Here is a 25,079-nt window from a genome sequence, read left to right as displayed (position 1 = left end):
TCTAGCCCACCATCCTGTCGGAGATCTGCTTCTGGCGCAGGGCGATTCGTGCGCGCCAGTCTTGTTCGGAGATCTTGTTGGATTCGTAGTACGGCAACTTCGCAGCGACCTGATCGATGCCGACGACCTCGACCGTCGGCCCGTCGGCCTCGGTCAGTTCCCGAGACAGCCGTTGCCACCGGAACTGCAGGTAGCCCTTGGAGTGGCCGAGGGTTTCACACCAGTTCGTCACGCCGGGATTCGCGTCGGATACCACGATGCGGATCTTGCCGTCCGGATCCGCTTGTGCCTGAGTACCGTTCAGCGACGTCTGGTGGTTGATGTAGTCCAGCGAGATGTACCAGAGGCTGCCGAGTTGGAAGCCGAGATATGGCGCGTCGGTGACCGGCAGCGTGATGATCATGGCCTGGCCGGGTTTGAGGTCGAAGTGGCCGACGGACGAGTACTGCGTGGCCAGGCCGCCCGGGGTCAGGCGCGGCGACACCATGGTGTTGACGGGCAGGTTGTTGTAGAACCACTGCGGGAACTGCAGCCAGGTCTTGACCCGCTGTACCAGTTGCTTTCCCGCGACGGCATACCGCTTTTCGATCAGTTCCCGGGTCAACGGCGCAGGGGCAGTACCCGCGGTGTCGGTCCGGGCGATCGCGAACGTGCCGCGGCGGGCGGACCAGTCGTTGTAGACCTCGCGGATGACGAGCTGCGACGGGACTTCCGGCGTGAACCGCCACTCGAAAGTGCCGTCGGCCGCGATGTCGAGCTTGCGGTCGTCGAACGCCGTCTCGCTGTCCGGCACCACCTCGTCGGTGTACTCGCCCCCGAGCAGTTGGAAGCTCACATCGGTGGTGGTGCCCCGTGTGCCGGTGACCACGTACTCGTGGCCCGGTTGCACCCGCGTGCCGAAGTACAGGGTGTCGGGGTTGTCCAGCGCCATCTTGGTGAACGGGCCGGTGCCGCTGTGCAAGAACGGATGGTCGCGGTCGTAGTCGAACGCCACATGCGTGCATGCCGCGATACAGCCGGCAAGGTACTGCAGCCCCTCCAGCAGGTCTGCCTCGGACTCGATGAACGGTGCCTCGGCCACCAGGCGCTCGGCTTCGGCGATGGCGTCGGTCAACGGCTGTGAATACATCGGCTTCCAATCCCGTTCGGTCCAATATTGGACCAACGTGGTAGAGTTTCCGAAAACTGACACTAGAACGGGTTCTAATTTGAGTCAATCCGATGCGATGGCGGCTGCCGAACCGGCCGGACGTGCGTCCCCACCCACCGCACGCGTCGTCGCGATCCTCGACTTCCTCGCGCGCCACCCGCACGACCGGTTCGGCCTGTCCGAACTCGCGCGCCGGGTGGGCCTGAGCAAGCCGACCTGCTTGGGCATTCTCACGACGCTGACCGATAGCGGATACCTGGTGCGCGAGGCCGGCGAGAATGGCAGAGACAAGTCGTATCGCCTTGGTCCGGCACTGATTTCGCTCGGCCATGTCGCTCAGGAGTCGATGCGGGTGAATCCCGCGGGCCGGGCCGAGCTGCGCAAGATATCCGCGGCGTTCGACACCACCGCTGCCATATCGGCGGTGGTCGACGACCGGATCACGGTGCTCGAGCTGGTCGGCCCGCCGGGCAGTGACGTCGGCGTGCGCATCGGGCAGAGTTACCCGTTCGCGCCGCCCGTCGGCCTGATGTTCGTGCTGTGGGACGAGGCGGCCCTGCGGTCCTGGCTGGCCAAAGCGCCGACGGTGCCGTTGCGCACCGAATCCGAACGTCTGGCCCAGGTGGTGGCCGAGTGCCGCACTGCCGGCTATCTGGTCGAGCGACTGACGCCGGCGGGTCAGCGCCTGTACGGCCTGATGGCAGGTATGTCGAGCACGCTGCCCGACGAGTTGCAGGTTCTGCTGCGGGAGTTGATCTCCGACATCGGTGAACGCGTCTACCTCCGAAGCGAGGCGCAGACCCGCGGGCGCCATGACGTAAGCGTCATCTCTGCACCGGTTTACGACCATCACCACCGCCAGGTGATGGTGGTGTCACTGCATATCGGCCGGGCTCTCACCGATACCGAGATCACCCAGCGCGCACGGGGTGTGGTGGCCTGCGCCGACTCCCTCACCGCCCAGTTGCGCGGGTCGAAGCCGAGTCCGGCTTGATGGCGTCCAAACGTGCCGTATCAGCCCGCAGACCGGCCGAAGAAATCGAGGATCGCCGAGTTCACCGCTTCCGGCCGCTCCAGGAAACCGAGATGTCCGGCGTCGGCGATTTCGCGGTACTGCCCGTTGGGTAGTGCCGCTGCCACCTCCGCGCCGAGATGTGGGGGCATGACGATGTCGTCGGCGAATCCGATGACCAGTACCGGGGTTTTGATCGACCGGTAGGCCGGCAGTCGGTCGCCCTGCGGGGCGACGTCGTACTGCGCGCGCATCCCCGGGGTCGACTTTGTCGGCCACATGGTGAACGTGTCGATCCAATCGCCGGACAGTCGGTCGTCATTCAGGGTCTTCGGTGAAAAGTTCTCCAGCAGACGGAGTTTCGCCTCATACGTGGGCGGGAGTCGCACCTCGGAACGAACCAGGTCCTCTTCGGCCCGGCGAAAGAACTCGCGGGTGCGATCGTGGCGCCCCCTCGTGGCCAGCAGCGCAGCCTGGGTCACCAGTTCGGGCCGGGCCAGCATCAACTCTTGTGCGATGAACGATCCCATCGAGACGGCAACGATCCGAACCGGCGCGCCCACCACGCGCTCGATGAGTTCAGCGGTGTCGGCCACCATGGTCTCGGTGGTGAAACCGTCGCAGTGCGCCGTCGCGCCGACCCCTCTGTTGTCGAAGGTGATGACTCGATAACCGACGGACCGAAATGCGGGTACCTGATGCAACGCCCACGTGCGGCCCACACCGCCTTGGCCGGCGATGAACAGTACCGGGTCTCCGCTGCCCTGATCTTCATAAGCCAACTCAAGAATTGCCGTATCCTCCACGCGCTCAGGGTATCTGGCGACAGACATCACACATCGGGAAACAGCCGATACTAAGCGTCCAAGCGGGCGAACTCACCTTCCCGGTACTTCTCGACGCACGCCGATCGCCTGACCTTGCCACTCGTGGTGATCGGAATCGAACCCTGCGACACCAGTACCAGATCCGCGACACTCAGACCGTGTGAGCTCGAAATCGCCGAGGTGACTTCGCGTTTCACTACGGTGAGCTTGTCCGCTATCTCCTGGTGGCTCTCGCCGCGTTTCCTGGCTTCCACGATGACCACCAGTTGTTCGGTGCCGCGGTCCGGAATCGCAATCGCCGCACAGCGTCCGTGGGTGATCTCTTGAATGGTCGCTTCGATGTCATCCGGTGAGTGGTTACGCCCGTAGACGATCAGCAGGTCCTTGATGCGGCCGATGATGAACAACTCGTCATCGAACAAGAAGCCGGAGTCCCCGGTCCGCAGCCACGGCCCTTCGGGCGTTCCGTCGGAGGGTTCGACAATCTTCGCGCCGAACGTCTTTTCGGTCTGATCCGGTTTGTTCCAGTAACCGGCAGCGACGTTCTCGCCGTAAACCCATATCTCGCCGACGGTTCCCGCCGGGCACTGGATGCCCGTGTCGGGATCGACGATACGGACCGTCGGCGCGGTGGGCACGCCGTAGCTCACCAGTGCCGTACCGGCCTTGCCCTCAGCCGGTTCCGCCGTACCCATGGTCAGCTTCGTGGAATCGAAGCGCACGATGGACGGTGGATGACCCACGGTGCTCGTCGCCACGTAGATCGTTGCTTCGGCGAGACCGTAGGACGGTCGGATCACCGACTCCCTCAGATTGAACGCGGAGAAGCGCTGGGTGAAGCGCTGCAGTGTTGCCGGATGCACCCGCTCGCTACCGGTGGCGACGACGAGGACATCGCCGAGGTCGAGCCCGGCCATGTCGTCGTCGGAAGTCTTGCGTACCGCGAGCTCGAACGCGAAGTTCGGTCCTGCCGTATACGCCTTGGGGTGACTGGCGGTCAATTGCATCCAGCGTGCCGGCCGCTGCAGGAACGCGACCGGGCTCATCAACACGGCGGGGATGCCCAACAGTATCGGCGCACATATCCCCAGGTAGAGGCCCATGTCGTGGTAGAACGGCAGCCACGACACCACCGTGGCACCCGGCGGTGGAACGTTTCCGTTGTCCGCGAAGAAGCCCGCCGCCCACTGCTCGAAATTGGTGATGATATTGCGGTGCGACATCATCACACCGGCGGGTGAACGGGTGGAACCGGACGTGTACTGCAGATAGGCGAGGTCCGGGATCTCGTCGGCTCCGCCGGACCCGAGCGGTCCATCGAGATCGAGCAGGTCGACCTCGACGACCGTGGGTGTCGACCCGTCCGGGTGCGGCCGCACGTACTCGGTGAGTGTTTGGGCGGCCGTCGAGGTGGTGAGAACAACCGAGGGCAGAGCGTCGCTCATCACCGACGCGACCCGCTCGTCGCTGACCCCGCCCAACGGTACCGACAGCGGCACCGCGAGCATGCCGGCCTGCATCGAACCCAGGAACGCGACGATGTACTCCAGTCCCTGGGGCGCCAGGATCACCGCCCGATCGCCCACCGAGCCGAGGCCTTCCAGGTGCCGTGCCAGGTTGACTGTGCGTCTGAACAGCTGCATCCACGTCAGGGATTCGACGGCGTCGCCGTTCCAATCTCTTTCGTAGTCAATAAAAGTGAAGGCCGTGTCATTGGGCTGCAGGCTGGCACGCTCGCGCAGAACGGACAGCACAGAGGTGTCGCTCACGAGCATCACGGTACCGTGCGGTCGCCGTTGCCCTCCGGGAAATCGTCAAGCTGCCGATCACCGACTTCCACACGTTCGTCACCAGCTTTGCTGTGCGCCTTACGAACTGAAGTTCTGGGCAGTCGGCGGCACCGGGGCGAGGTCACAGCGAGTTGCCCTGGACCGTCCGGACCAGACGATCCGCGATCAGGCCGGCGAATCGGGTGGGGTCTTCGGGTACATCACCTTCAGCGAGAAGTGCGGTCCCGTACAGCAACTCCGCAGTTTCGTCGAGGGACGAATCGTCGTCTGTACGGTTTTCCAGCGCTTGCTGCAGTCGCTGGATCAGTGGGTGTTTCGGGTTGAGCTCCAGGATCCGTTTCCCGATCGGGACGGTCTGCCCCGAGGCCCGATACATGCGTGCGAGAGCCGGAGTGATCCCGAAGTCGTCGGTGATGAGGCATGCCGGTGAATCGGTCAGGCGGGTGGACAATCGCACGTCCTTGACCTGTTCTGCCAACGCCTCCTTGAGCCAGGCCAACAGGTCCGCGAGATCGCGTTCCTGCTCCTCGCGTTCCTGTCCGCGCGCCGCCTTGTCGTCATCGGAGCCGAGATCCACCTCGCCTTTGGCGACCGATTGCAGCGGTTTGCCATCGAACTCGGGCACCGAGCCAACCCAGATCTCGTCAACCGGATCGGTCAGGAGCAGCACTTCGTATCCTTTGGCCTTGAACGCCTCGAGGTGCGGCGACTTCAGCAGGAGGTCACGCGACGGTCCGGTGGCGTAGAAGATCTGTTCCTGCCCTTCCTTCATTCGCCCGACGTACTCCGTCAGCGTCGTTGCTTCCTCGTCACCATGCGTCGAGGCGAACGATGCGATCTGCAGCAGGGTTTCCTGATTGTCGGGATCCGACAACAAGCCTTCCTTGAGCACCGCCCCGAACTGCGTCCACAACGTGCGGTAGTCGTCCGGCCGCTCGGATTGCAGGTGCTTGATCGTCGACAGCACCTTCTTGGTGAGGCGGCGCCGGATCGCGGCGACTTGCCGGTCTTGCTGCAGGATCTCGCGTGAGACGTTGAGCGACATGTCCTGCGCGTCGACGACACCCTTGACGAATCGCAGGTACCGCGGCAGGAGTTGGTCACATTCGGCCATGACGAAAACGCGCTTGACGTACAGCTGAACGCCCGCGCCGACGTCTCGACTGAACAGGTCGAACGGCGCGCGCTGCGGGATGAACAGCAGCGCCTGATATTCGATGGCGCCCTCGGCCTGCATCGCGATGACCTCGAGCGGGTCGTCCCACGCGTGCGCGACGTGCTTGTAGAACTCCCGGTATTCCTCTTCTGAGACTTCGGCTTTCGGTCGGGCCCACAGAGCCTTCATCGAGTTGAGCGTCTGTGTCTCGACCGTGACGCCTTCGACGTCACCGTCTTGGGCGGGCGGGGTCCGGCGCTCGACCTGCATGCGGATCGGCCAGGCGATGAAATCCGAGTACTTCTTGACCAGCTCCCGGATCTTCCACTCCGAGGTGTAGTCGTGGAGCTCATCCTCGGCGTCTTCTGGCTTGAGGTGCAACGTGATCGACGTTCCCTGCGGTGCATCGGCAACCGTTTCCACGGTGTAGGTGCCATCGCCGTTCGATGCCCAACGGGTGGCGGAGGTTTCACCCGCCTTGCGTGTCAGCAACTCGACGGTATCGGCCACCATGAAAGTCGAATAGAAACCGATGCCGAACTGGCCGATCAGTTCCTCCGAGGCCGCGGCGTTCTTGGCTTCGCGCAGTTGACGACGCACCTCGGCGGTGCCCGATTTGGCCAGAGTGCCGATCAAGTCGATGACCTCGTCCCGGGTCATGCCGATGCCGTTGTCACGAACGACCAGCGTGCGGGCGTCCGCGTCTGCCGCGATCTCGATGTGGAGGTCCGAGATGTCGGAATCCAGATCTTTGTTTCTCAACGCTTCGAGCCTGAGCTTGTCGAGTGCATCGGAGGCGTTCGAGATCAGCTCACGAAGAAAAGAGTCCTTGTTGGAGTACACCGAATGGACCATCAAATCCAGCAGTTGGCGTGCCTCCGCCTGAAACTCCAGTTGCTCGACGTGTGCAGTCATGTCGTCCCGTTCGATCCGAGGTTTCCAAAAGCAGACGGGCCGGAATAATACCCAACCGTTCGCGACGTCAGAGAGTTGCGATACATATTTACGCAGGTGTTGGCAACCGTCGCGATGACCAATCAAGATCGAAGTCTACGGACTCTACACGAACGGAATCGACGCCCGGACCAATGAAAAGTGGCAACATCTGCACTCAGTGTTCACCAGAGTGCGTGGCACGCGTCGACTCACCTTGGTAGGCGGTACCCGTAGGCGCCCTGTATATCTGGAGATGCAGTGGTAAAGCCCCGAGGACACCGGAAGTCAGCGACTCGAGCGGTAGGCAAACACGAATAAATTCACATCGCGCTGTTGCGCGAAGTGGATTACACGGAACTTGAGACAACTTACTCGTGCACAATTAACGTTTCCTGCAACGCCTCTTGCGCTGCTTGCCAATGATCTTGATGGGGGGTCACATGGCGCAGGATGTCCAGCATGCCTGCGGTTTCACGACCGCACCAATCGGGAGGGGAATATGACGACAATCGGGAGCACCAATCGTTTTCTGTCGGAGTCGGAATCGACCGTTTCCGCACCATTCGACGGTACGCAGGGGGTTACTCCGATTGCTGTGATTGGCATGGCGTGTCGACTTCCGGGCGATATCGACTCCCCAGAGCGCCTGTGGGAAGCGCTGGTTCGCGGCGACGACCTCGTCACGGAGATTCCGGCTGACCGCTGGGACGCAGGCGACTACTACGATCCCGAGCCGGGAGTGCCCGGCCGGTCGGTTTCGAAGTGGGGTGCGTTCCTCGACGATGTCGCGGGTTTCGACGCGGAGTTCTTCGGGATGGGCGAGCGTGAAGCCACCCTGAGCGACCCGCAGCACCGACTGCTCCTGGAGACCTCCTGGGAGGCGATGGAACATGCCGGTCTGACCCGCGAGGCGTTGGCCGGTTCGGCGACCGGCGTCTTCATGGGATTGACCCACAACGACTATCAGCTGCTCGCGGCCGACGCCGGTGCCGTGGAGAAGCCGTATGGATTCATTGCCAACAGCTTCAGCTTGGCGTCCGGGCGGATCGCTTACGCCCTGGGGCTGCACGGCCCCGCACTCACGGTGGACACCGCGTGTTCTTCGGGCTTGACCGCCGTGCACCTGGCGTGCCGCAGTCTGCACGAACGTGAATCCGATCGCGCCCTCGCCGGCGGCGTCACGGTCGCCCTGGATCCACGCAAGTGGGCAGCGGGGTCCGCCGAGGGCATGTTGTCACCGACCGGACGTTGCCATGCCTTCGACGCCTCGGCGGACGGGTTCGTCGCAGGCGAGGGTTGCGCGGTCGTGATGCTCAAACGGTTCGAAGACGCGCAACGAGACGGCGACCGGATACTCGCCGTCATCCGCGGGACCGCCTCGAACCAGGACGGCCGCACCGTGAACATTGCGACGCCGTCGCACCGCGCTCAGGTCGCCGCCTATCGCGACGCGCTGACTGCCGCCGGCGTCGACCCCGACAGCGTTGGCATGGTCGAGGCGCACGGAACCGGGACTCCGACCGGCGATCCCATCGAATATGCCAGCCTCGCCGAGGTTTACGGCCGTGGCGGTCCATGCGCGCTGGTGTCGTCGAAGACCAACTTCGGACACACCCAGTCGGCCTCAGGTGCCATCGGGCTGGTCAAGGCGGTACTGGCGCTTCAGGCCGGCGTCGTCCCGCAGAATCTGCACTTCGAGCGGCTGCCCGAGCAGATGGCCGAGATCGACACCAAACTGTTTGTGCCCCAAGAGAACATCGACTGGCCGACCAACGGCAATGCGCCCCGACGGGCCGCGGTGTCCTCGTACGGTGTGTCGGGAACCAACGTGCATGCCGTTCTGGAGCAGGCCCCGCGCCACACTGCGACCGCGGCGCAGGAAGACCGACCCGAATCCCCGGCGCCGTTGCTGTTTCCGCTGTCGTCCACGTCGGCCGACGAACTGCGCCGCACCGCAGGACGACTGGCGAACTGGTTGAGCACCCGCGAAGACGTAACCCTGCGAGATCTGGGATACACGCTGGCACGTCGGCGCGCCCACCGTCCGGTACGCACGGCCGTCATCGCGAGCAACATGTCAGAGCTGCTCGACGCACTGCGTGAGGTGGCCGAGGGCGACACGCCCTATCAGCCGGCAGTCGGCCGCGACGAGAGCGGCCCGGTGTGGGTGTTCTCCGGACAGGGCTCGCAGTGGGCGGGCATGGGCTCCCAACTGTTGGAGACCGAACCGGTGTTCGCCGCCACTGTCGCACAAGCCGAGTCGGTGATCGCCGAGGAGTCGGGCTTCTCGGTAACCGAGGCGATGACCGGGGCGCAGACGGTGACCGGACAAGAGCAGGTGCAACCGACGCTGTTCACCATGCAGGTCGCGATGGCCGCCACATTGCAGTCGTATGGTGTCCGACCGGCCGCCGTGATCGGCCACTCCCTCGGTGAAGCGGCAGCCGCTGTCGTCGCGGGTGCGCTGTCGCTGGAAGACGGCGCACGCGTGGTGTGCCGGCGTTCTCGGTTGATGTCCAAAGTCGCAGGCACCGGCGCCACCGCATCGGTGGAATTGCCTGCCCAACAGGTGCTTTCCGAGCTCATGGCGCGTGGGATCAAGGATGTCGTGGTAGCCGTCGTGGCCTCACCGGAGTCCACGGTCGTCGCGGGCGCCGCCGCGACGGTACGCGATCTGGTGGCCGCCTGGGAGGAACGGGGTGTGCTGGCTCGCGAGGTCCCGACCGACGTCGCGTTCCATTCGCCTCAAGTGGATCCGATCCTCCCCGAGCTGAAGGACTCGCTCAAAGACCTTCAGCCCATGACTCCGACGATTCCGTTCTACTCGGCCACCTCGTTCGACCCACATGAGCTGCCCGCCTTCGACGCGCGCTACTGGACGGACAACTGCCGACGCATGGTGCGGTTCGCCACGGCGGTCCAGGCCGCTCTGGAGGACGGTCACCGGGTCTTCGCCGAGCTCTCGCCGCACCCGCTGCTGGTGCGCGCGCTCGAGCAGACCGCCCGCAGCGTCGACGTGCCGCTGGCCGCTGTTGCCGGCATGCGCCGTGAGCAACCGCTACCGCACGGGCTGCGCAACTTCGTGGCCGACACACACAGCACCGGCGCTTCGGTCGACTTCTCCGTCCTCTACCCGCAGGGCGAGCTGATCGACGCTCCACTGCCCACGTGGACGCATTCGCCGCACTGGCTCAGCGGCAGCGGGCAGGATTCGTCGACCCGAGGCGCCTGCAGTGTGGTGGTCCATCCGTTGCTGGGCGAGCACGTCCGGTTGCATGAGGAGCCGGAACGCCATGTGTGGCAGGGGCAGGTCGGTACCGCCGTCCACCCGTGGCTGGGCGATCATCAGGTACGGAATGTGGCTGTGCTCCCCGGCGCGGCCTATTGCGAGATGGCGCTGGCTGCCGCGCACACCATGTTGGGTGAGGCCGTCGAAGTCCGAGACATTCGCTTCGAGAACGCGCTGCTGTTGGACGAGCAGACCACGATCGGCACTTCTGCCGAGCTGATGTCGGCCGGAGCCGCGGGCTTCACGGTGGAGTCCGCCCAGGAGGGTGAACCGGTGCGACATGCCGTGGCGACGCTGCATACCGCGCAGGCGGCGCGGCCGCCGGCCTATGACATCACCGCACTCCTGGCTGAGCATCCCGGCAGCGAGGAGGGCCACGACATCCGCGCGCGGATGGATCAGCGCGGCATGCAGTACGGTCCGGCCTTCTCCGGGCTCGGCGTCGTGCACACCGGTGACGCATGCGACACCGTGGTCGCCGAGGTTGCACTTCCCCGCCAGATCCGTTCACAGCAGGATGCCTACCGGGTTCATCCGGCACTTCTCGATGCCTGCTTCCAGTCCGTAGAAGCCCATCCGAAGGTCCGGGCCCTCGGCGAAGGAATGCTGGGCCTGCCGTTGGGCATCGGCGCACTGCGCTCCCACGGCGCGGCGCGCAATGTGCACTACTGCCTCACACGAGTGACGAAGGTCGACGCCGCCGGTGTCGAAGCCGACATCGACCTGCTCGACGACCATGGGGCCGTTCTGTTGACCGTGACAGGCCTGCAGTTGGGCACCGGTGTCTCGGAGGCCGGTCAGCAGGAGCGAGTTCTGGCAGAGCGGCTGCTCACCATTCAATGGCGGCCCCGCGATCTGGCCGAGGCCGAATACGCCGAGGGCGGTAGTTGGCTGCTGATCAGCACCACACCCACCGCCGAGGCAACGGCCACCGCCTTGACCGAATCGCTCAAAGCCCGTGGCGCGCACTGTGCCACGATGTCCTGGCCCCAGCGGGGCGAGGTCGGGCCGATCACCGAGGAGGTCGAAAGCCACCTGCGTACCGGCAGATTCAGCGGCCTCGTGGTTGTCACCGGACCGCGCAACGGGCACTCGCCGGACGAGTCACCTTCGCTGGGCCGCGAATACGTGCAGCAGGTGGTGCAAATCACCCGCAAGCTGCCCGAGATTTCCGGTGAACCGCCCCGCCTGTACATCATCACCCACGACGCCGAGGCGGTGCTTCCCGGCGACCAGCCCAACCTGGAGCAGGCGGGGCTGCGCGGTCTGATGCGCGTGGTCGGTATCGAACATCCGCACCTGCGTGCCACCCAGATCGACATCGACGAAGCCACCGAAGCCGACCGATTGGCACAACAACTGCTCGGCGGCTCCGAAGAGGACGAGACTGCCTGGCGCAACGGGCAATGGTATGTCGCGCGGCTGTCTCCCACTCCCCTGCTCCCGGAGGAGCGACGCGTCGTCGACGCCGATTTCGACCAGGCGGGTATGCGTCTGCAGATCCGGACGCCCGGCGACCTCGAATCGCTCGAACTGGATGCATGCGAACGGATTACGCCGGGGCCAGGGCAGATCGAGGTCAAGGTCAACGCCTCGAGCATCAACTTCGCCGACGTGTTGGTCGCGTTCGGCCGCTACCCCGCCTTCGACGGTCGGCTGCCGCAGCTTGGTATCGATTTCGCCGGCGTCGTCACCGCGGTCGGCCCCGACGTGACCGACCACAAGGTCGGCGACCGCGTCGGCGGCCTGTGCGCGAACGGCTGCTGGGGCACCTACATCACCGCCGAGGCCAAGCTGGCCGCACCGCTGCCCGACGACCTCGATGACGCGCACGCCGCCGCACTGACCGTCGCGACCGCCACCGCGTGGTACGGGCTCAACGACATGGCCCGCATCCAGGCCGGTGACAAGGTGCTCATCCACTCGGGCACCGGCGGGGTGGGCCAGGCGGCCATCGCCATCGCACGTGCCGCCGGCGCGGAGATCTTCGCAACCGCCGGCAGTGAACAGCGCCGACAAACATTGCGCGACATGGGTATCGAGCACGTCTACGATTCGCGCAGCACCGAGTTCGCCGATCAGATCCGCCTCGACACCGACGGCTACGGCGTCGACATCGTGCTGAACTCGGTCACGGGTGCCGCGCAGCGGGCCGGCCTGGAGTTGCTCGCATATGGCGGGCGCTTCGTGGAGATCGGCAAACGCGACATCTACGGCGACACCAAGATGGGTCTGTTCCCGTTCCGACGCAATCTGTCGTTCTACGCCGTGGACCTGGCCCTGATGTCGGTGAGCCACCCCGAACGGGTCCAGAACCTGTTGAGCACGGTGTATCGGCTCACCGCGGAGGGCGCGCTGCCGGTGCCGGAGTGCACACGGTACCCACTGGCCGACGCAGCCAATGCAATACGCGTGATGAGCGGGGCGCACCACACCGGCAAGCTGGTCCTGGACATACCGCACAGCGGCAAAGGTCGTGTCGTGGTGCCGCCGGCGCAGGTTACCGTGTTCCGCGGCGATGGCGCCTACATCATCACCGGCGGCCTGGGTGGTCTCGGATTGTTCCTCGCCGAGAAGATGGCCGCGGGCGGATGCGGCCGGATCGTGCTGACCTCGCGTTCCGAACCCACCCCCGAGGCGCTGTCGACCGTCAATCGATTGCGTGCGTTCGGCGCGGATGTGGTCGTGGAGCCCGGTGACATCGTCGAACCGGCAACCGCCCGCCGCCTGGTTGCCACCGCGACCGCCACCGGGCTTCCGGTCCGGGGTGTCCTGCATGCGGCGGCGGTGATCGAGGACGCCACGTTGCCGAACATCACCGACGAACTCTTGGAGCACGATTGGGCGCCAAAGGTCGAGGGCGCCTGGAATTTACACACGGCCACCATCGATCAGCCGCTGGACTGGTTCTGCTCGTTCTCCTCGGCGGCCGCCCTCGTGGGTTCGCCCGGCCAGGGCGCATACGCCGCGGCCAACAGCTGGCTGGACGCCTTCACCCTGTGGCGGCATGCCCAGGGCCTTCCCGCCACAGCGATCGCCTGGGGCGCCTGGGGCCAGATCGGTCGCGGCGTCGCGCTGTCCGAGGAAACCGGTGTGGAGATCGCCCCGGACGAGGGCGCCTACGCCTTCGAGGCGCTGTTGCGTTACGACCGTGCCTACACCGGATACACACCGATCACCGGCGCGCCCTGGCTGACTGCGTTCGCCGCGCACAGCCCCTTCGCCGAGGCATTCCGTTCGACCAGCCAAAATGGCTCGGGCACAGCAAAACTCCGCGCCGAATTGGATGAGTTACCTGTCGAAGAGTGGCCGGTGAGGTTGCGCAGGTTGATCGCCGATCAGGTCAACCTGATCCTGCGTCGCAGCGTCGATCCCGACCGTCCACTTGCCGAATACGGCATGGATTCGCTTGGTGCGCTGGAGTTGCGGACCCGAATCGAGGCTGAGACGGGTGTGCGGATCAGCCCCAAGGACATGACGGCGACGGTACGCGATCTGGCCGGGATGCTGTGTGACGAGTTGTTGCCGGCGAAGGCCGCCTGATGGCGCGTTTGCCGGTCACCCCACACGCCGAACGCGGTTGTTACTTGCCGGATCCCAGGACAGGCTTTCGCTCATGTGGGGCATAGTCGTCCTGTCATCGTTGATGACGGCCTTCAACCCGGTGCGCGTCGGCATCGTCCTCCTCATGGTTTCTCGCCCGCGCCCCATGCGGAACCTGTTCGTCTACTGGATCGGTTGCATCATCGTCGGTATTCCGCCAGTGGTGGGATCGCTGATGGTGCTGAACTACACCGCGGAGAGTTTGACGGGGTCGAACTCGAATCCCGTCATGCGGCACGTACAGGTGGGGTTGGGCGTCCTCGCGTTGGCCATCGCGCTCTGGGTTGCCCTGCGGCCACTGTGGCAGAAGCGCTTTGGCTCATCTGTCAAGGCCAAACGCAACAACAGGGCCACCCGGCTCAGCCGAGATGTACCTGCCGATCCGGGCGCCGAAACGCCCGTGGTGGTGTCCACCCTGCCCAGAACCGAAACCGCCGGGCAAGGCGGCAAGGATCCGTTGTTCCGGCGATTGTTGAACCGAATCCGCAGGATTTGGGAAGGCGATTCGTTGTGGGTCGCCCTGTTGATGGGATTGGGTACCGGGCCACCGGCCGACGGCATGTTCATCGTGATAACCACGATCTTTGCCGCGGGTGTCGGGCTCGGGACCCAGTTCACGGCTGGAATCGTCTATCTTCTCGGCACACTGCTCGTCATCGAACTCATTCTGGTCTGTCACGTCATCTCGCCCACGAGGACTCAGCAGATGATGCAACAACTCCATGACTGGACCCGTGCCCATTTCCGCCCTCTCATCGTGGGCCTGTTCGGAATGATCGGAACCTTCGCCGTGGTCACCGGGCTGGGCTTGCTCTAACGGCCGGCCGTATGTTCGCAATCACAGGTGAACACCCGATTTGGCCGGCGCCCGCCTGCTTGTAGGTGAGCAGGCGGGCGGAGGTGTGCTCGACAACGATCCGGTCGTGGGTCAGCCGAGTGAACGCTTGAGGTCCTCGCCGTAGTGCTTCAGCGCGTCAGCAGCCAACATCGCATAGTGGGTGCACTTGACCGGGTACGCGGCAATGGCGCCGGTGACATTGCGACGCCAGCGGCGGACCTGAGTCTTAACCGCCATCCTGGAACTCGATGTGGGCCATCTGGTATCGGTCGCTACGCGCTGACCTGCGACGAACAAGACGATATCGCCGTTGAATATGCCCGCCCGGTACCCCCGAAGGCGTCGACGGTTGGCCTCGATGTTCCGCGCCATTTGATTCACCAGCTCTTCCAATGGAAGCGGAGCGTCGAGACTGGCATTCTCATCGTTACCGACCAGGTCGGCCACGCGTCGGCTGACCATGTCCTTGGAGTGGGCCGACAGTCTCATGCCGCTGTTCGACATCAGCTCATCGAGTATCCGTCGATCGTGCGACGAACTTCGCGTCAGAAGCGGTTTCACGACCGCGCTGGCGGGGTCGAGAAGCACCAGGCGGTCCACCACACACCGGCGCCGTTGAAGCTCGATGGCGACCTCATGAGCGATGACGGCACCTACCGACCAGCCCAAGAGCTTGTAAGGGCCGTCCGGGTATGCGGCTTGGATTCTGTCCGCGTACCGCACGGCCATGCTGTGGACGGAGTCCGGTTCACCTTCGTCATCTGACTCGATCTGGTTGATTCCGACGATCGGGCAGTCCAGATAGTTTGCCAGCGTTCGATAGGACCAGCTGAATCCGAAACCGTCATGAATGCAGATCAGAGGAGTGCCGACGCCATCGTGCAGCAACTCGACAGGCGCGACCGCAGCGTCGGCGCGTGTTCCGAGTTGGCGGCTGAGGCTTTCGACTGACGGGGAGGTGAACATACTGCTCACCGGAATCCGGGTGTCGAATGCTCTATTGACCGCCGCGATCACCCGCATCGCCGACAACGAATTACCACCAAGATCGAAGAAGGAATCATCGACACTGACCTGATCCAGACCCAACACCTGGGCATAAATCCCGGCCAAAATCTCCTCAGTGGCATTCGACGGCCCACGATAACCATCACCATCGCGATACTCCGGCGCCGGCAACGCCCGCACATCCAACTTGCCATTCACCGTCAACGGCAACGACTCCACCACCACCACCGCAGCCGGCACCATATAACCCGGCAACCGCTCACCCAACAACCCACGAACCACCACCGGATCAGCACCACCAGTGATGTAACCAACAAGCCGCTTATCACCCGGCCGATCCTCCCGCGCAACCACCGCAGCCTGCTCAACACCCTCCAGCGCCGCCAGCGCTACCTGAATCTCCCCCAACTCAATCCGATAACCCCGAACCTTGACCTGCTCATCAGCCCGCCCCACATACACCAACTGACCATCAACACCCCACCGCACCAAATCCCCCGTCCGATACATCCGCACCCCCGACGCACCGAACGGACACGCCACAAACCGCGAACCCGTCAACCCCGAACGACCCACATACCCAACCGCCAAACCACCACCAGCCACATACAACTCACCCACCACACCCGGCGGAACCGGCCGCAAAAAACCATCCAACACAAACAACGCCGAACCCGGCACCGGCGAACCAATCGGCACCACACCACAACCCGCCACCAACGGCGCACTCACCGCCGTATAAACCGTCGCCTCCGTCGGCCCATACGCATTGAACATCGCCCGCCCAGGCGCCCACCTATCAACCAAATCAGCCGGACACGCCTCACCAGCCACCACCAACGCCATCGAACCCAAACCCTGCGGCGAGACCATCGCCGCCGCCGACGGCGTCTGACTCAACACATCAACACCCTCAGCCACCAACAACGCATGAAAATCCGCCGGCGAAGCCGCCACCTCCTCCGGCACCACCACCACCCTGCCCCCACCCAAAAGCGGAGCAAAAATATCCCACACCGAAACATCAAACGAATACGAATGCCACTGCGTCCACGCCCCCGCCCGCGGCAAATCCACCGGAAGCGACTCCACCAACTGCGCCACGTTGCCATGCGTCACCGCAACACCTTTGGGCACACCCGTCGTCCCCGACGTATAAATCACATAAGCGACATCATCAGCCGCCACCACCGGCAAAGCACCACTCGGCTGATCCCCCAAACGAGCATCATCAACCTCGACCACCAACAGGTCATAACCCTCCACACGAGGCCGCAACTGAGCAGTCGTCACCACCGCCACCGGCGCCGCATCCCCCAACACAAACCCAACCCGCGCATCCGGCAACGCCGGATCGATCGGCACATACGCCGCCCCCGACTTCAACACCCCCACAATCGCCACAATCGCCTCAACAGACCGCGAAAACATCACCGCAACCCGCTGACCAGGCCCCGCACCCACACCAGAAAGCAAATACGCCAACCGATCCGACGCCTCATCCAACTCCGCATACGTCATCGAACGCCGCCCACACGACACCGCCACCGCATCCGGGCACCGCAACACCTGCCCACCAAACAACACCGGAATCGACTGCGCGGCCACTTGCGGCGCAACCAAGGCACCTCGGTTGCCCCACACATCCAACCGCTCACGCTCGTCCTCAGCCAACAATCCGACCGAAGACAACCGCCGCAACGGATCAGCCGACACCGCAGCCAACACCCGCTCGAACAACCCAGCCAAGGCATCCACCGATGCAGGATCGAACACATCGGTGTCGTAATCGAAGCGCAGGCCGAGCTGGTCACCCGGGTTCGCCTGCACGGTCAAGGGATAGTGCGTGTACTCGTGGGTGACAATGTCGGTGACGTTCAAATCCTCCGCTTCGAACGATGCGGCGGTACCCAGCGGGTAGTTCTCGAAGACGAACAGGGTGTCGAACAGCACTTGGTGCCCCGTCGCGCGGTGAATCTCGCTGAGGGCCAGGTGTTGATGTTCCAGTGTGTCGCTGTAGTCCCGCTGCAACTGGCCGAGCAGGTCAACCGCGGTGGTCGCAGCGGTGGCCGTCGCGCGTACCGGAACGGTGTTGATGAGCAGGCCTATCATCGAGTCCGCTCCAGCGAGCTCTGATGACCGCCCGGCCACTGTGACGCCGAAAACGACGTCATTCCGCCCCGTCAGCGACATCAGCACCTGCGCCCACGCGGCCTGCAACACGGTGTTGAGGGTGGTGCGATGCGAACTCGCCATCCGGTCAACCGCAAGGGTGGTCGACCTCGGGATACGGAACATCGCGACGCTCCGCTTACCCGACTGCGGCCGGTTCATGGGGCTGACCAGAGTCGGGGTGTCGAAGCCTGACAACACCCGACGCCACACCGCTTTCGCGGCCTCTTGATCCTGCTCGTACAGCCAGGTGACGAATCGCCGGTAGGGCGCCGCAGCGGGCAGCCGCTGCTGGAAATAGCCGGCGAAGATCTCCCGGGTGAGGATGGGAAGCGACCAGCCATCCATCACGATGTGGTGGTTTGTGAGCACGAGCCGATGCCTGCCGTCGGCCAGCCGTATGAGAACCACTCGGAAAGCCGGCTCCTCGGCTAGTTCGCATACCGCTTCGCGTTCGGTGGCGCACAGGCGCTCGATACGGTTGTCCACATCGACGATTTCCGGCCCGAACTCGACGTAGCGCCACGCCGCGACCGGATCCGCCGGGATGACCTGTACCGGCTCGTCGAAGTCTTGACGGAACCTTGCGACCAAGTGCGGGTGTCGCCTCACAACGAGCTGTACGGCATCACGCAGGCGCTCAGGATCCAGCGGACCGTCCACGGTGAAATCAAGCTGCACCGCATAGGCGTCGTCACCCGCACCTTGCACCGTCCGCGCGTGGAAGAGTAGGCCGTGCTGCAGCGGGGTCAGCGGCAAGACGTCGGCGATCTGAGACTGACTTTCCAGTTCATCGATTTGCTGCTGCGTGAATTGCAGGGGAGCGATGTCGGACGGCGTGAGACCGCCTCCACCGTTCTGTACGTACTGGCAGATGCCCGCCAGGGCCTCGCACCACAGGGTACTGAGCTTCGTGACATCGGCCTCGTTCAAAACCGTTGGCGCCCAGATCCAGTCGGCGTGCAGCACCGGGCCGCTTTCGGTGTCGAGAGTTCCCGCGTTGAGCGCTATGGAGTGCGCCAACGGCATCGGCACCGATGAGGCCGAACTCGCGAGGGTCATCCCGTCCTCGCTTATCCGCCAAAAGTCATCGTCTATGTGGACGTCCAGCGCCGAGGTCCCCTGACGGCCGAGGTAATTGAACCCGATCACCGGATCCTGGCCGGACAGCTCGACTTCCGTGTTCACATATCGGAGCAATCCGTATGTCAAACCGTCAGGCAACGCGCGCAGCTGTTCCTTCGCCGACTTGATGATCGAACCCAACGCGTCGTCACCGGCAGTAACCTGCTCCCACGACAACTCGCCGACGGACACAACCGCGGGGTGCTTGGCGGTGAACCAGCCCACCGTACGTGACAGATCCACACCGGGATCGAGGTCCTCAACCCGACCGTGGCCTTCTACGTCGATACCGATCGGCGCGGCCCCCGTACCGAGGAACTCCGCGAACGCCAGACCGAACGCTATCAGCAGGATGTCCTGCACGCCGGCGTGAAACGCTGCGGGTACGCGCCCCAGCAACATTCGGGTCGAATCCGTGTCGAGCGACGCGACCAGGTGGCCCGCGCTCGCGAGCGTATCGACGTCTGGCGTTGGCGCCGCCAACGTTGCAGGCATCGTCGTGATACGGCGCCACGTCTCGGCTTGACCGACCACCTCGGGAGCGTAAGCGTGCTCCGCGAGCAGATCCGACCACCTGGCGAACGAAGTACCCGTGACCGGCAACATCACGGGTTGACCCGATTTGTGTTGCGCCCAAGCAATATTGATGTCCTCGAAGAGGATCCGCCAAGAGACAGCATCCACCGCGAGATGGTGGATCATCAGGATCAGCTGGTTGGTTTCAGACAGCCAGACCGCACTCAGCATGGTCCCGGCCCAAGGATCCAATCGGGACCGAGCCGCCGCGAGGGCATCGTCGGAAAGAACTCCGACGGTCGACAAGCAGTCTTGCGCGCGCACCGATCCCGCTTCGGGAACGCTCAACGACCAGTCACTGCGGTTCCCGGATAGCCGCAACCGCAACATCGCATGCCGATCGAGAAGCGCTTGCAATATCGCCACCACGTCGGGCTCGGTGACCTCGCGAGGCGCTTGAACCACTACGGCCTGGTTGAAATGATCGACTCCGTCGCCGATCTCTCGGAGCCAGTGGATGATCGGAGTCGCAGTCACCGACCCGACACCTTCGTCAACCACCCCTGTGCCGGCATCGACCATCTCGACCACCCGGGCCAGTCGCGCCACGGTCTGCTCGACGAAGATGTCACGCGGCCGAAGACGCAGTCCGACAGCGCGCGCCCGAGCTACCACCTGCATCGAGAGAATGCTGTCGCCACCGAGGTCGAAGAACGAGTCGTCGACGCCCACCTGCTCGACTCCGAGCACCTGGGCGACGATGCCCGCGAGGAGGTCCTCGACCGCATTGGTCGGAGCTCGATACTCCTCGCCGGCAACATAATCGGGTGCAGGCAGAGCTCTGGTGTCAAGCTTGCCGTTCGGGGTGAGCGGGAAGGCGTCCAAAACCATCACCGCGGCAGGAACCATGTACGGCGGCAATTTATCCACCAGTACCGACCGGATTGCGGCGGGCTGCGCGTCGCCGATCACGTACCCGACGAGCCGCTTGTCACCCGCGCGATCCTCGCGGGCGATCACGATCGCCTGATCCACCCCATCAACTTGCGTCAGGGCTGCCCGGACCTCACCGAGCTCGATCCTATATCCACGGATCTTCACCTGTTCGTCGGCACGACCGATGTATTCCAGATCCGTTCCGCGCCAACGCACCAGGTCGCCGGTGCGATACATGCGCGTTCCGTCGGAAGCAAATGGACACGCAATGAACCGCGACGCAGTCAAGGTCGGGCGACCGAGATAGCCCACCGCAACGCCTGCGCCGGCCACATACAGTTCACCGATCACACCTGTTGGCGTCGGACGGAGATACTCGTCGAGGACGAACAGTGCCGTGGTGGATACCGGCGCACCGATCGGTGCAGTTCCGGATCCGGCTACCAACGGTGCACTCATCGACGCGTAGACGGTGGCCTCCGTCGGGCCATAGGCATTGATGACCACCCGTCCAGGGGCCCACTGGTCGACCACTTCCGCGGTGCAGACCTCACCGCCGAGAAGCAACGCGACGGACTCCAGACCTTCGGTAGACAGTGCGATCGCCGCCGAGGGGGTCTGCGTCAGCACGTTGACCTGTTCCCTGACCAGAAGGTCGTGGAAGTCCTCGGGCGACCTCGTCACCGACTCGGGTACCACGACGAGGCGGCCACCGCCAAGAAGTGCAGCCCAGATCTCCCACACCGAGTAGTCGAACCCGTACGAATGGCACTGCGTCCAAACCTGTTCGGACGGCAGATGCTCAGGTGACGAGGCCACCAGATGCGCAACGTTGCGGTGAAGCACGGCGACCCCTTTGGGGACACCGGTGGTGCCGGAGGTGTAGATGATGTAGGCGATGTCGTCCGCACGCGGCACCGGCGGCGGAGTCACGGCCTGCCCGTCGAGCCGTGGATCACCGACGTCGATGATCGGCCCGACGAATTCCTCCAACCGGTGAGTCAGATCGGCTGTCGTCACCGCTGCGGACGGGGCCGCATCGGTCAGCATGAATTTCAGCCGCGCCTCGGGATGGGCAGGGTCGATAGGCAAGTACGCTGCGCCGGTTCTCAACACCGCCAGCATCGCGACGATCGCCTCGAGAGAACGGTTGAACAGCAGTGCCACACACTGTCCAGGGCCGACATTTTGGGCGACGAGGAGGTTGGCCATTCGGTTGGCCGCCTCGTCAAGTTGTCGATAGGTCATCCGGCGGTCGCCGTCCACCACGGCCACCGCCTGGGGTGCCCGGGCCACCTGTGCGTCGAACAGCTCGGGCACGGAAACCCCGACTTGCCGTGCACCGTCCAACACCGCCCGGTTACTGAGGTCGGCCATCTGCGCGTGGTCAGCGGCATCGAGCACATCGATCGACGACACACGACGATCAGGGTCGGCCGCGATCGCGGTGAGGACGTGTTGCAGCCTTTGCATCAGCTTTTCCACCGAGGCCGCGTCGAACACGTCTGTCCGGAATTCCACGGCCCCGCCGATTCCCGCCGGCTCCCCGTCTTCGCTCCAACGCTCAGATAGGTTGAGCGACAGGTCCATCCGTGCGCTCTGTGTCTCCGCCGGTAGTTGAGTGACCTCGAGATCGCCCAGGCTCAATGCATTGAGACCACCGTTCTGGCCCGCGAAGTTCTGCCAAGCCAACATCACCTGGACGAGCGGATGGTGAGCCATCGATCGGGTCGGGTTCAGCTTCTCGACCAGTACCTCGAACGGGACATCCTGGTGTTCGTAGGCAGCCAGGCTGCGCTGGCGCACCTGGCTCAACAGCTCGGCGACGGTCGGATCACCACTGAGATCAAGCCTCAGGACCAACGTGTTGACGAAGAAGCCAACGAGGTCGTCGAGAGCCGGATCGCTCCGCCCCGCGATCGGGAAGCCGACGGCCACATCCGGAGTGGAGCTCAAGCGGGACAACAGAACCGCCAATGCCGCCTGCATCACCATGAACGTCGTGGCCTGATGCTGCCGCGCGACCTCGCGCACCTGTTGCTGCAGCGGCGCAGGCCATTCGACCAGCACGTTCGCGCCGTGCTGATCAGCGATCGGGGGATACGGGCGATCGGTTGGGAGTTGCAGCCGCTCCGGCATTCCGGACAGCGCTGCTTCCCAATAGGCCAGCTGAGCAGCGATCTGGCTGGCGGTGTCGTCGAGCTCACCGAGCTGATGCCGCTGCCACAGCGTGTAATCCACGTACTGCACGGGCAGTGGCGACCATGTCGGCGTCGCTCCCTGAGCCCGTTGCTGGTACGCGACACCCAAATCCGTCACCAACGGGGCGATCGACCGGCCGTCCGCGGCGATATGGTGCACCACGCCCACCAAGACGTGCTCGTCCTCGGTAACGCGGAACAGCGTTGTGCGCACCGGAATCTCGGTTGCCAGGTCGAACGCATGGCCTGCCGCAGCACCGATCGCCTCACGCAAATCCGACTCGGTCCAGCCGTCGGCACTGACCACCTGCCAATCCGGCTCGGCCTGGCCGACGGGAACCACATGCTGCCGAGGGATACCGTCCACGGCCGGGAACAATGTGCGCAGAGTCTCATGTCGCGCAACGACATCCGCGAACGCCGAACGCAGCGCCTCGGTGTCGAGCTGCCCGGTCAAGCGCAGCGCCACCACCATGTTGTACACCGGTGACGGGCCCTGGAGCTGATCCAAAACCCACAGTCGCTTCTGAGCGAACGACAGCGGGACCACATCCGGTCGCGTGTCGGCCGGCTTCAACGGCTCGAGTCCTCGGTTTACGCCGTCTATGCGCGCGACCAGGCCGGCCACCGACGGCGCCTCGAAGAGATCGCGCACGCTGAGGTTGACGTCGAGCGCCTTGTTGACAGCGGCGATCAACCGCATGGCCGAAAGCGAATCGCCGCCCAGCTCGAAGAACGAATCGTCGACTCCGATCCGCTCCGTGCCCAGGATCTGGGCATAAGCGCCCGCCACGAGTTCCTCCAGCGCGTTGGCCGGAGGCCGGTACCGGTCACGGTCGCCGTATTCGGGCTCCGGCAGACTCTTTCTGTCGAGTTTGCCGTTGGGCGTCAAGGGAACAGAGTCCAGGACGACGATCGCCGCCGGCACCATGTAGGACGGCAGACGTTCGGCCAATGCAGCGCGCAATTCGGCTGGGTTCACGCTACCGGTGACATAACCGACCAACCGCGTGTCACCAGGAGAATCCTCACGGGCGATCACGATCGCTTGGTCGACTCGTTCCAGATCGGCGAGCGCACTCTGGACATCGCCAAGCTCGACGCGGAATCCGCGAATCTTGACCTGCTCGTCAGAGCGGCCGAGATACTGCAGCTGGCCGTCGGTCCCCCACCGCACCAGATCGCCGGTGCGATACATCCGCTCGCCCGTGCCCTCAAACGGACACGCCACAAACCGGGACGCGGTCAGGGGACCACGTCCGAAATAACCTGCGGCCACTCCCCGGCCAGCCACGTACAACTCACCGATGACGCCGGGAGGAACCGGCCGCAGGAAACGATCCAGCACAAAGAACGCCGCCCCAGGCACCGGCGAACCGATCGGCACAACAACCGATCCCGATGTCAACGGTGTGCTGAAGGACGTGTACCAGGTTTCGGTCGGACCGTAACCGTTGATCATCAATCGGCCGGGTGCCCACCGATCGGCGACCTCCACCGGGCAGGCTTCCCCCGCCACCACTACCGCAACCGACTCCAATCCGTCTGTCGGGAGCAAGCGCAACGCCGAGGGCGTCTGATTGAGAACGTCAACACGCTCACGGCGGATCAAGGCGTGGAAGTCCTCCGGCGCATGGGCGACCGATTCGGGGACGACCACCAGCCGCCCGCCACTGAGCAGCGCGCCGAAGATCTCCCACACCGAGACGTCGAAGGCCAAGGAGTGCCACTGGGTCCACACTCCTCCGGGGCGCACACCGATTTCGACCGACTCAAGCAGTTGAGTCACATTTCGATGCGGCACTGCCACACCTTTGGGGACGCCCGTGGTCCCGGAGGTGTAGATGATGTACGCGAGATCGTCCGGCTCCGGCGCAGGCAATGGCGTTGCGGGCTGGGTTCGGACGCGCGGGTCGTCGATGCGGATGACCGTTGCATCCGAACTTGCCAGCCGATCCGCCAGTTGGGCCGTGGTGATGACCGCGACCGGGGCAGAATCACCGAGGATGACCTCGACGCGGCTGTCGGGGTGTGCGGGGTCGAGTGGCACATATGCTGCACCGGTTTTGAGCACGGCGAGGATCGCCACGACGGCATCGTCCGAGCGGTTCATCAACAGCGCGACCCGGCGTCCCGGGCAGGCGCCGTGGCCGACGAGCAGATGCGCCAATCGATTCGACGCTTCGTCCAACTCCCGGTAGGTCGTCGAGCGCTGCTCGAAGGACATCGCCACCGCTTCGGGGCACCGCGCTGCCCGTTGAGCAAATGACGCCGGAATCGAGGGCGTGTGCGGTTCCGGTGCGGTCAGTACCGCGAGGTTTCCGAGGCCCTCGAGGTGCGCATGCTCTTCTGCGGTGACCACATCGATTCCCGAGATCCGCTGCGCCGGATCAGCTGTCACCGACGCCAGGATTCGTTCGAGGCGTGTTACCAGTTGTTCGATGGTGGTGGGGTCGAACACGTCGGTGCGGAACTCGACTGCGCCGCTGATGCCGGCGGGTGTGCCGTCGTCGGTCCAGC

8 protein-coding genes (1 of these 8 running past the window's edge) are annotated in these 25,079 nt (G+C 64.3%); 3 read left to right on the top strand and 5 right to left on the bottom strand.

Annotation, left to right across the window (positions count from 1 at the left end; all coding sequences use genetic code 11):
* Position 1 precedes the first annotated feature (1 nt).
* Positions 2-1,129 carry a hypothetical protein gene (locus tag ACOI2T_RS04120; RefSeq protein ID WP_409503964.1) on the bottom strand — a complete coding sequence of 376 codons (1,128 nt, stop codon included), beginning with the start codon at positions 1,127-1,129 and terminating at the stop codon, positions 2-4.
* Positions 1,130-1,226: 97 nt separating this feature from the next.
* Between ACOI2T_RS04120 and ACOI2T_RS04115 the strand changes: the two genes are divergently transcribed.
* Positions 1,227-2,144: an IclR family transcriptional regulator gene (locus tag ACOI2T_RS04115; protein WP_409503976.1), complete on the top strand. Its 918-nt coding sequence runs from the start codon at positions 1,227-1,229 to the stop codon at positions 2,142-2,144.
* A 20-nt stretch (positions 2,145-2,164) separates the two neighbouring features.
* Here the strand turns inward: ACOI2T_RS04115 and ACOI2T_RS04110 are convergent, their stop codons facing one another.
* From ACOI2T_RS04110 to htpG, 3 genes are all read right to left on the bottom strand, one after another.
* Complete coding sequence (locus ACOI2T_RS04110; protein WP_409503965.1) at positions 2,165-2,968, bottom strand: alpha/beta fold hydrolase; 804 nt, start codon at positions 2,966-2,968, stop codon at positions 2,165-2,167.
* A gap of 50 nt (positions 2,969-3,018) precedes the next feature.
* Positions 3,019-4,764 (bottom strand): AMP-binding protein, encoded by a 1,746-nt coding sequence (locus ACOI2T_RS04105; protein WP_409503966.1) that lies wholly within the window; start codon positions 4,762-4,764, stop codon positions 3,019-3,021.
* A 136-nt stretch (positions 4,765-4,900) separates the two neighbouring features.
* The gene (gene htpG, locus ACOI2T_RS04100) at positions 4,901-6,850 is read right to left on the bottom strand and encodes a molecular chaperone HtpG (protein ID WP_409503977.1); all 1,950 of its coding nucleotides are present in this window, start codon (positions 6,848-6,850) and stop codon (positions 4,901-4,903) included.
* 520 nt (positions 6,851-7,370) lie between these two features.
* Between htpG and pks2 the strand changes: the two genes are divergently transcribed.
* Positions 7,371-13,703: a sulfolipid-1 biosynthesis phthioceranic/hydroxyphthioceranic acid synthase gene (pks2, locus tag ACOI2T_RS04095; protein WP_409503967.1), complete on the top strand. Its 6,333-nt coding sequence runs from the start codon at positions 7,371-7,373 to the stop codon at positions 13,701-13,703.
* Between the two features lie 73 nt (positions 13,704-13,776).
* Positions 13,777-14,580, top strand: coding sequence for a GAP family protein (locus tag ACOI2T_RS04090; protein ID WP_409503968.1), 804 nt, complete (start codon positions 13,777-13,779; stop codon positions 14,578-14,580).
* A gap of 111 nt (positions 14,581-14,691) precedes the next feature.
* On the opposite strand, the gene ACOI2T_RS04085 is transcribed toward ACOI2T_RS04090, so the two are convergent.
* Positions 14,692-25,079, bottom strand: the 3' portion of a protein-coding gene (locus ACOI2T_RS04085) for a non-ribosomal peptide synthase/polyketide synthase (RefSeq protein ID WP_421875882.1). Its footprint extends 6,196 nt past the window's final position; 10,388 of the gene's 16,584 nt are visible here — the last part of the coding sequence; the start codon falls outside the window, past its right edge — the gene reads right to left on this strand; its stop codon occupies positions 14,692-14,694.

The organism is Mycolicibacterium wolinskyi str. Jessa 2025, assembly GCF_049241375.1.
Lineage (GTDB): Bacteria > Actinomycetota > Actinomycetes > Mycobacteriales > Mycobacteriaceae > Mycobacterium > Mycobacterium wolinskyi.
This window is presented reverse-complemented; position numbering and strand designations above follow the sequence as displayed.

Excerpts from the sequence above, each read along its gene's own strand:
- ACOI2T_RS04105 (WP_409503966.1), bottom strand. The coding sequence starts at position 4,764 with ATGCTCGTGAGCGACACCTCTGTGCTGTCCGTTCTGCGCGAGCGTGCC.
- ACOI2T_RS04090 (WP_409503968.1), top strand. The coding sequence starts at position 13,777 with ATGTGGGGCATAGTCGTCCTGTCATCGTTGATGACGGCCTTCAACCCG.
- pks2 (WP_409503967.1), top strand. The coding sequence starts at position 7,371 with ATGACGACAATCGGGAGCACCAATCGTTTTCTGTCGGAGTCGGAATCG.
- ACOI2T_RS04120 (WP_409503964.1), bottom strand. The coding sequence starts at position 1,129 with ATGTATTCACAGCCGTTGACCGACGCCATCGCCGAAGCCGAGCGCCTG.
- htpG (WP_409503977.1), bottom strand. The coding sequence starts at position 6,850 with ATGACTGCACACGTCGAGCAACTGGAGTTTCAGGCGGAGGCACGCCAA.
- ACOI2T_RS04115 (WP_409503976.1), top strand. The coding sequence starts at position 1,227 with ATGGCGGCTGCCGAACCGGCCGGACGTGCGTCCCCACCCACCGCACGC.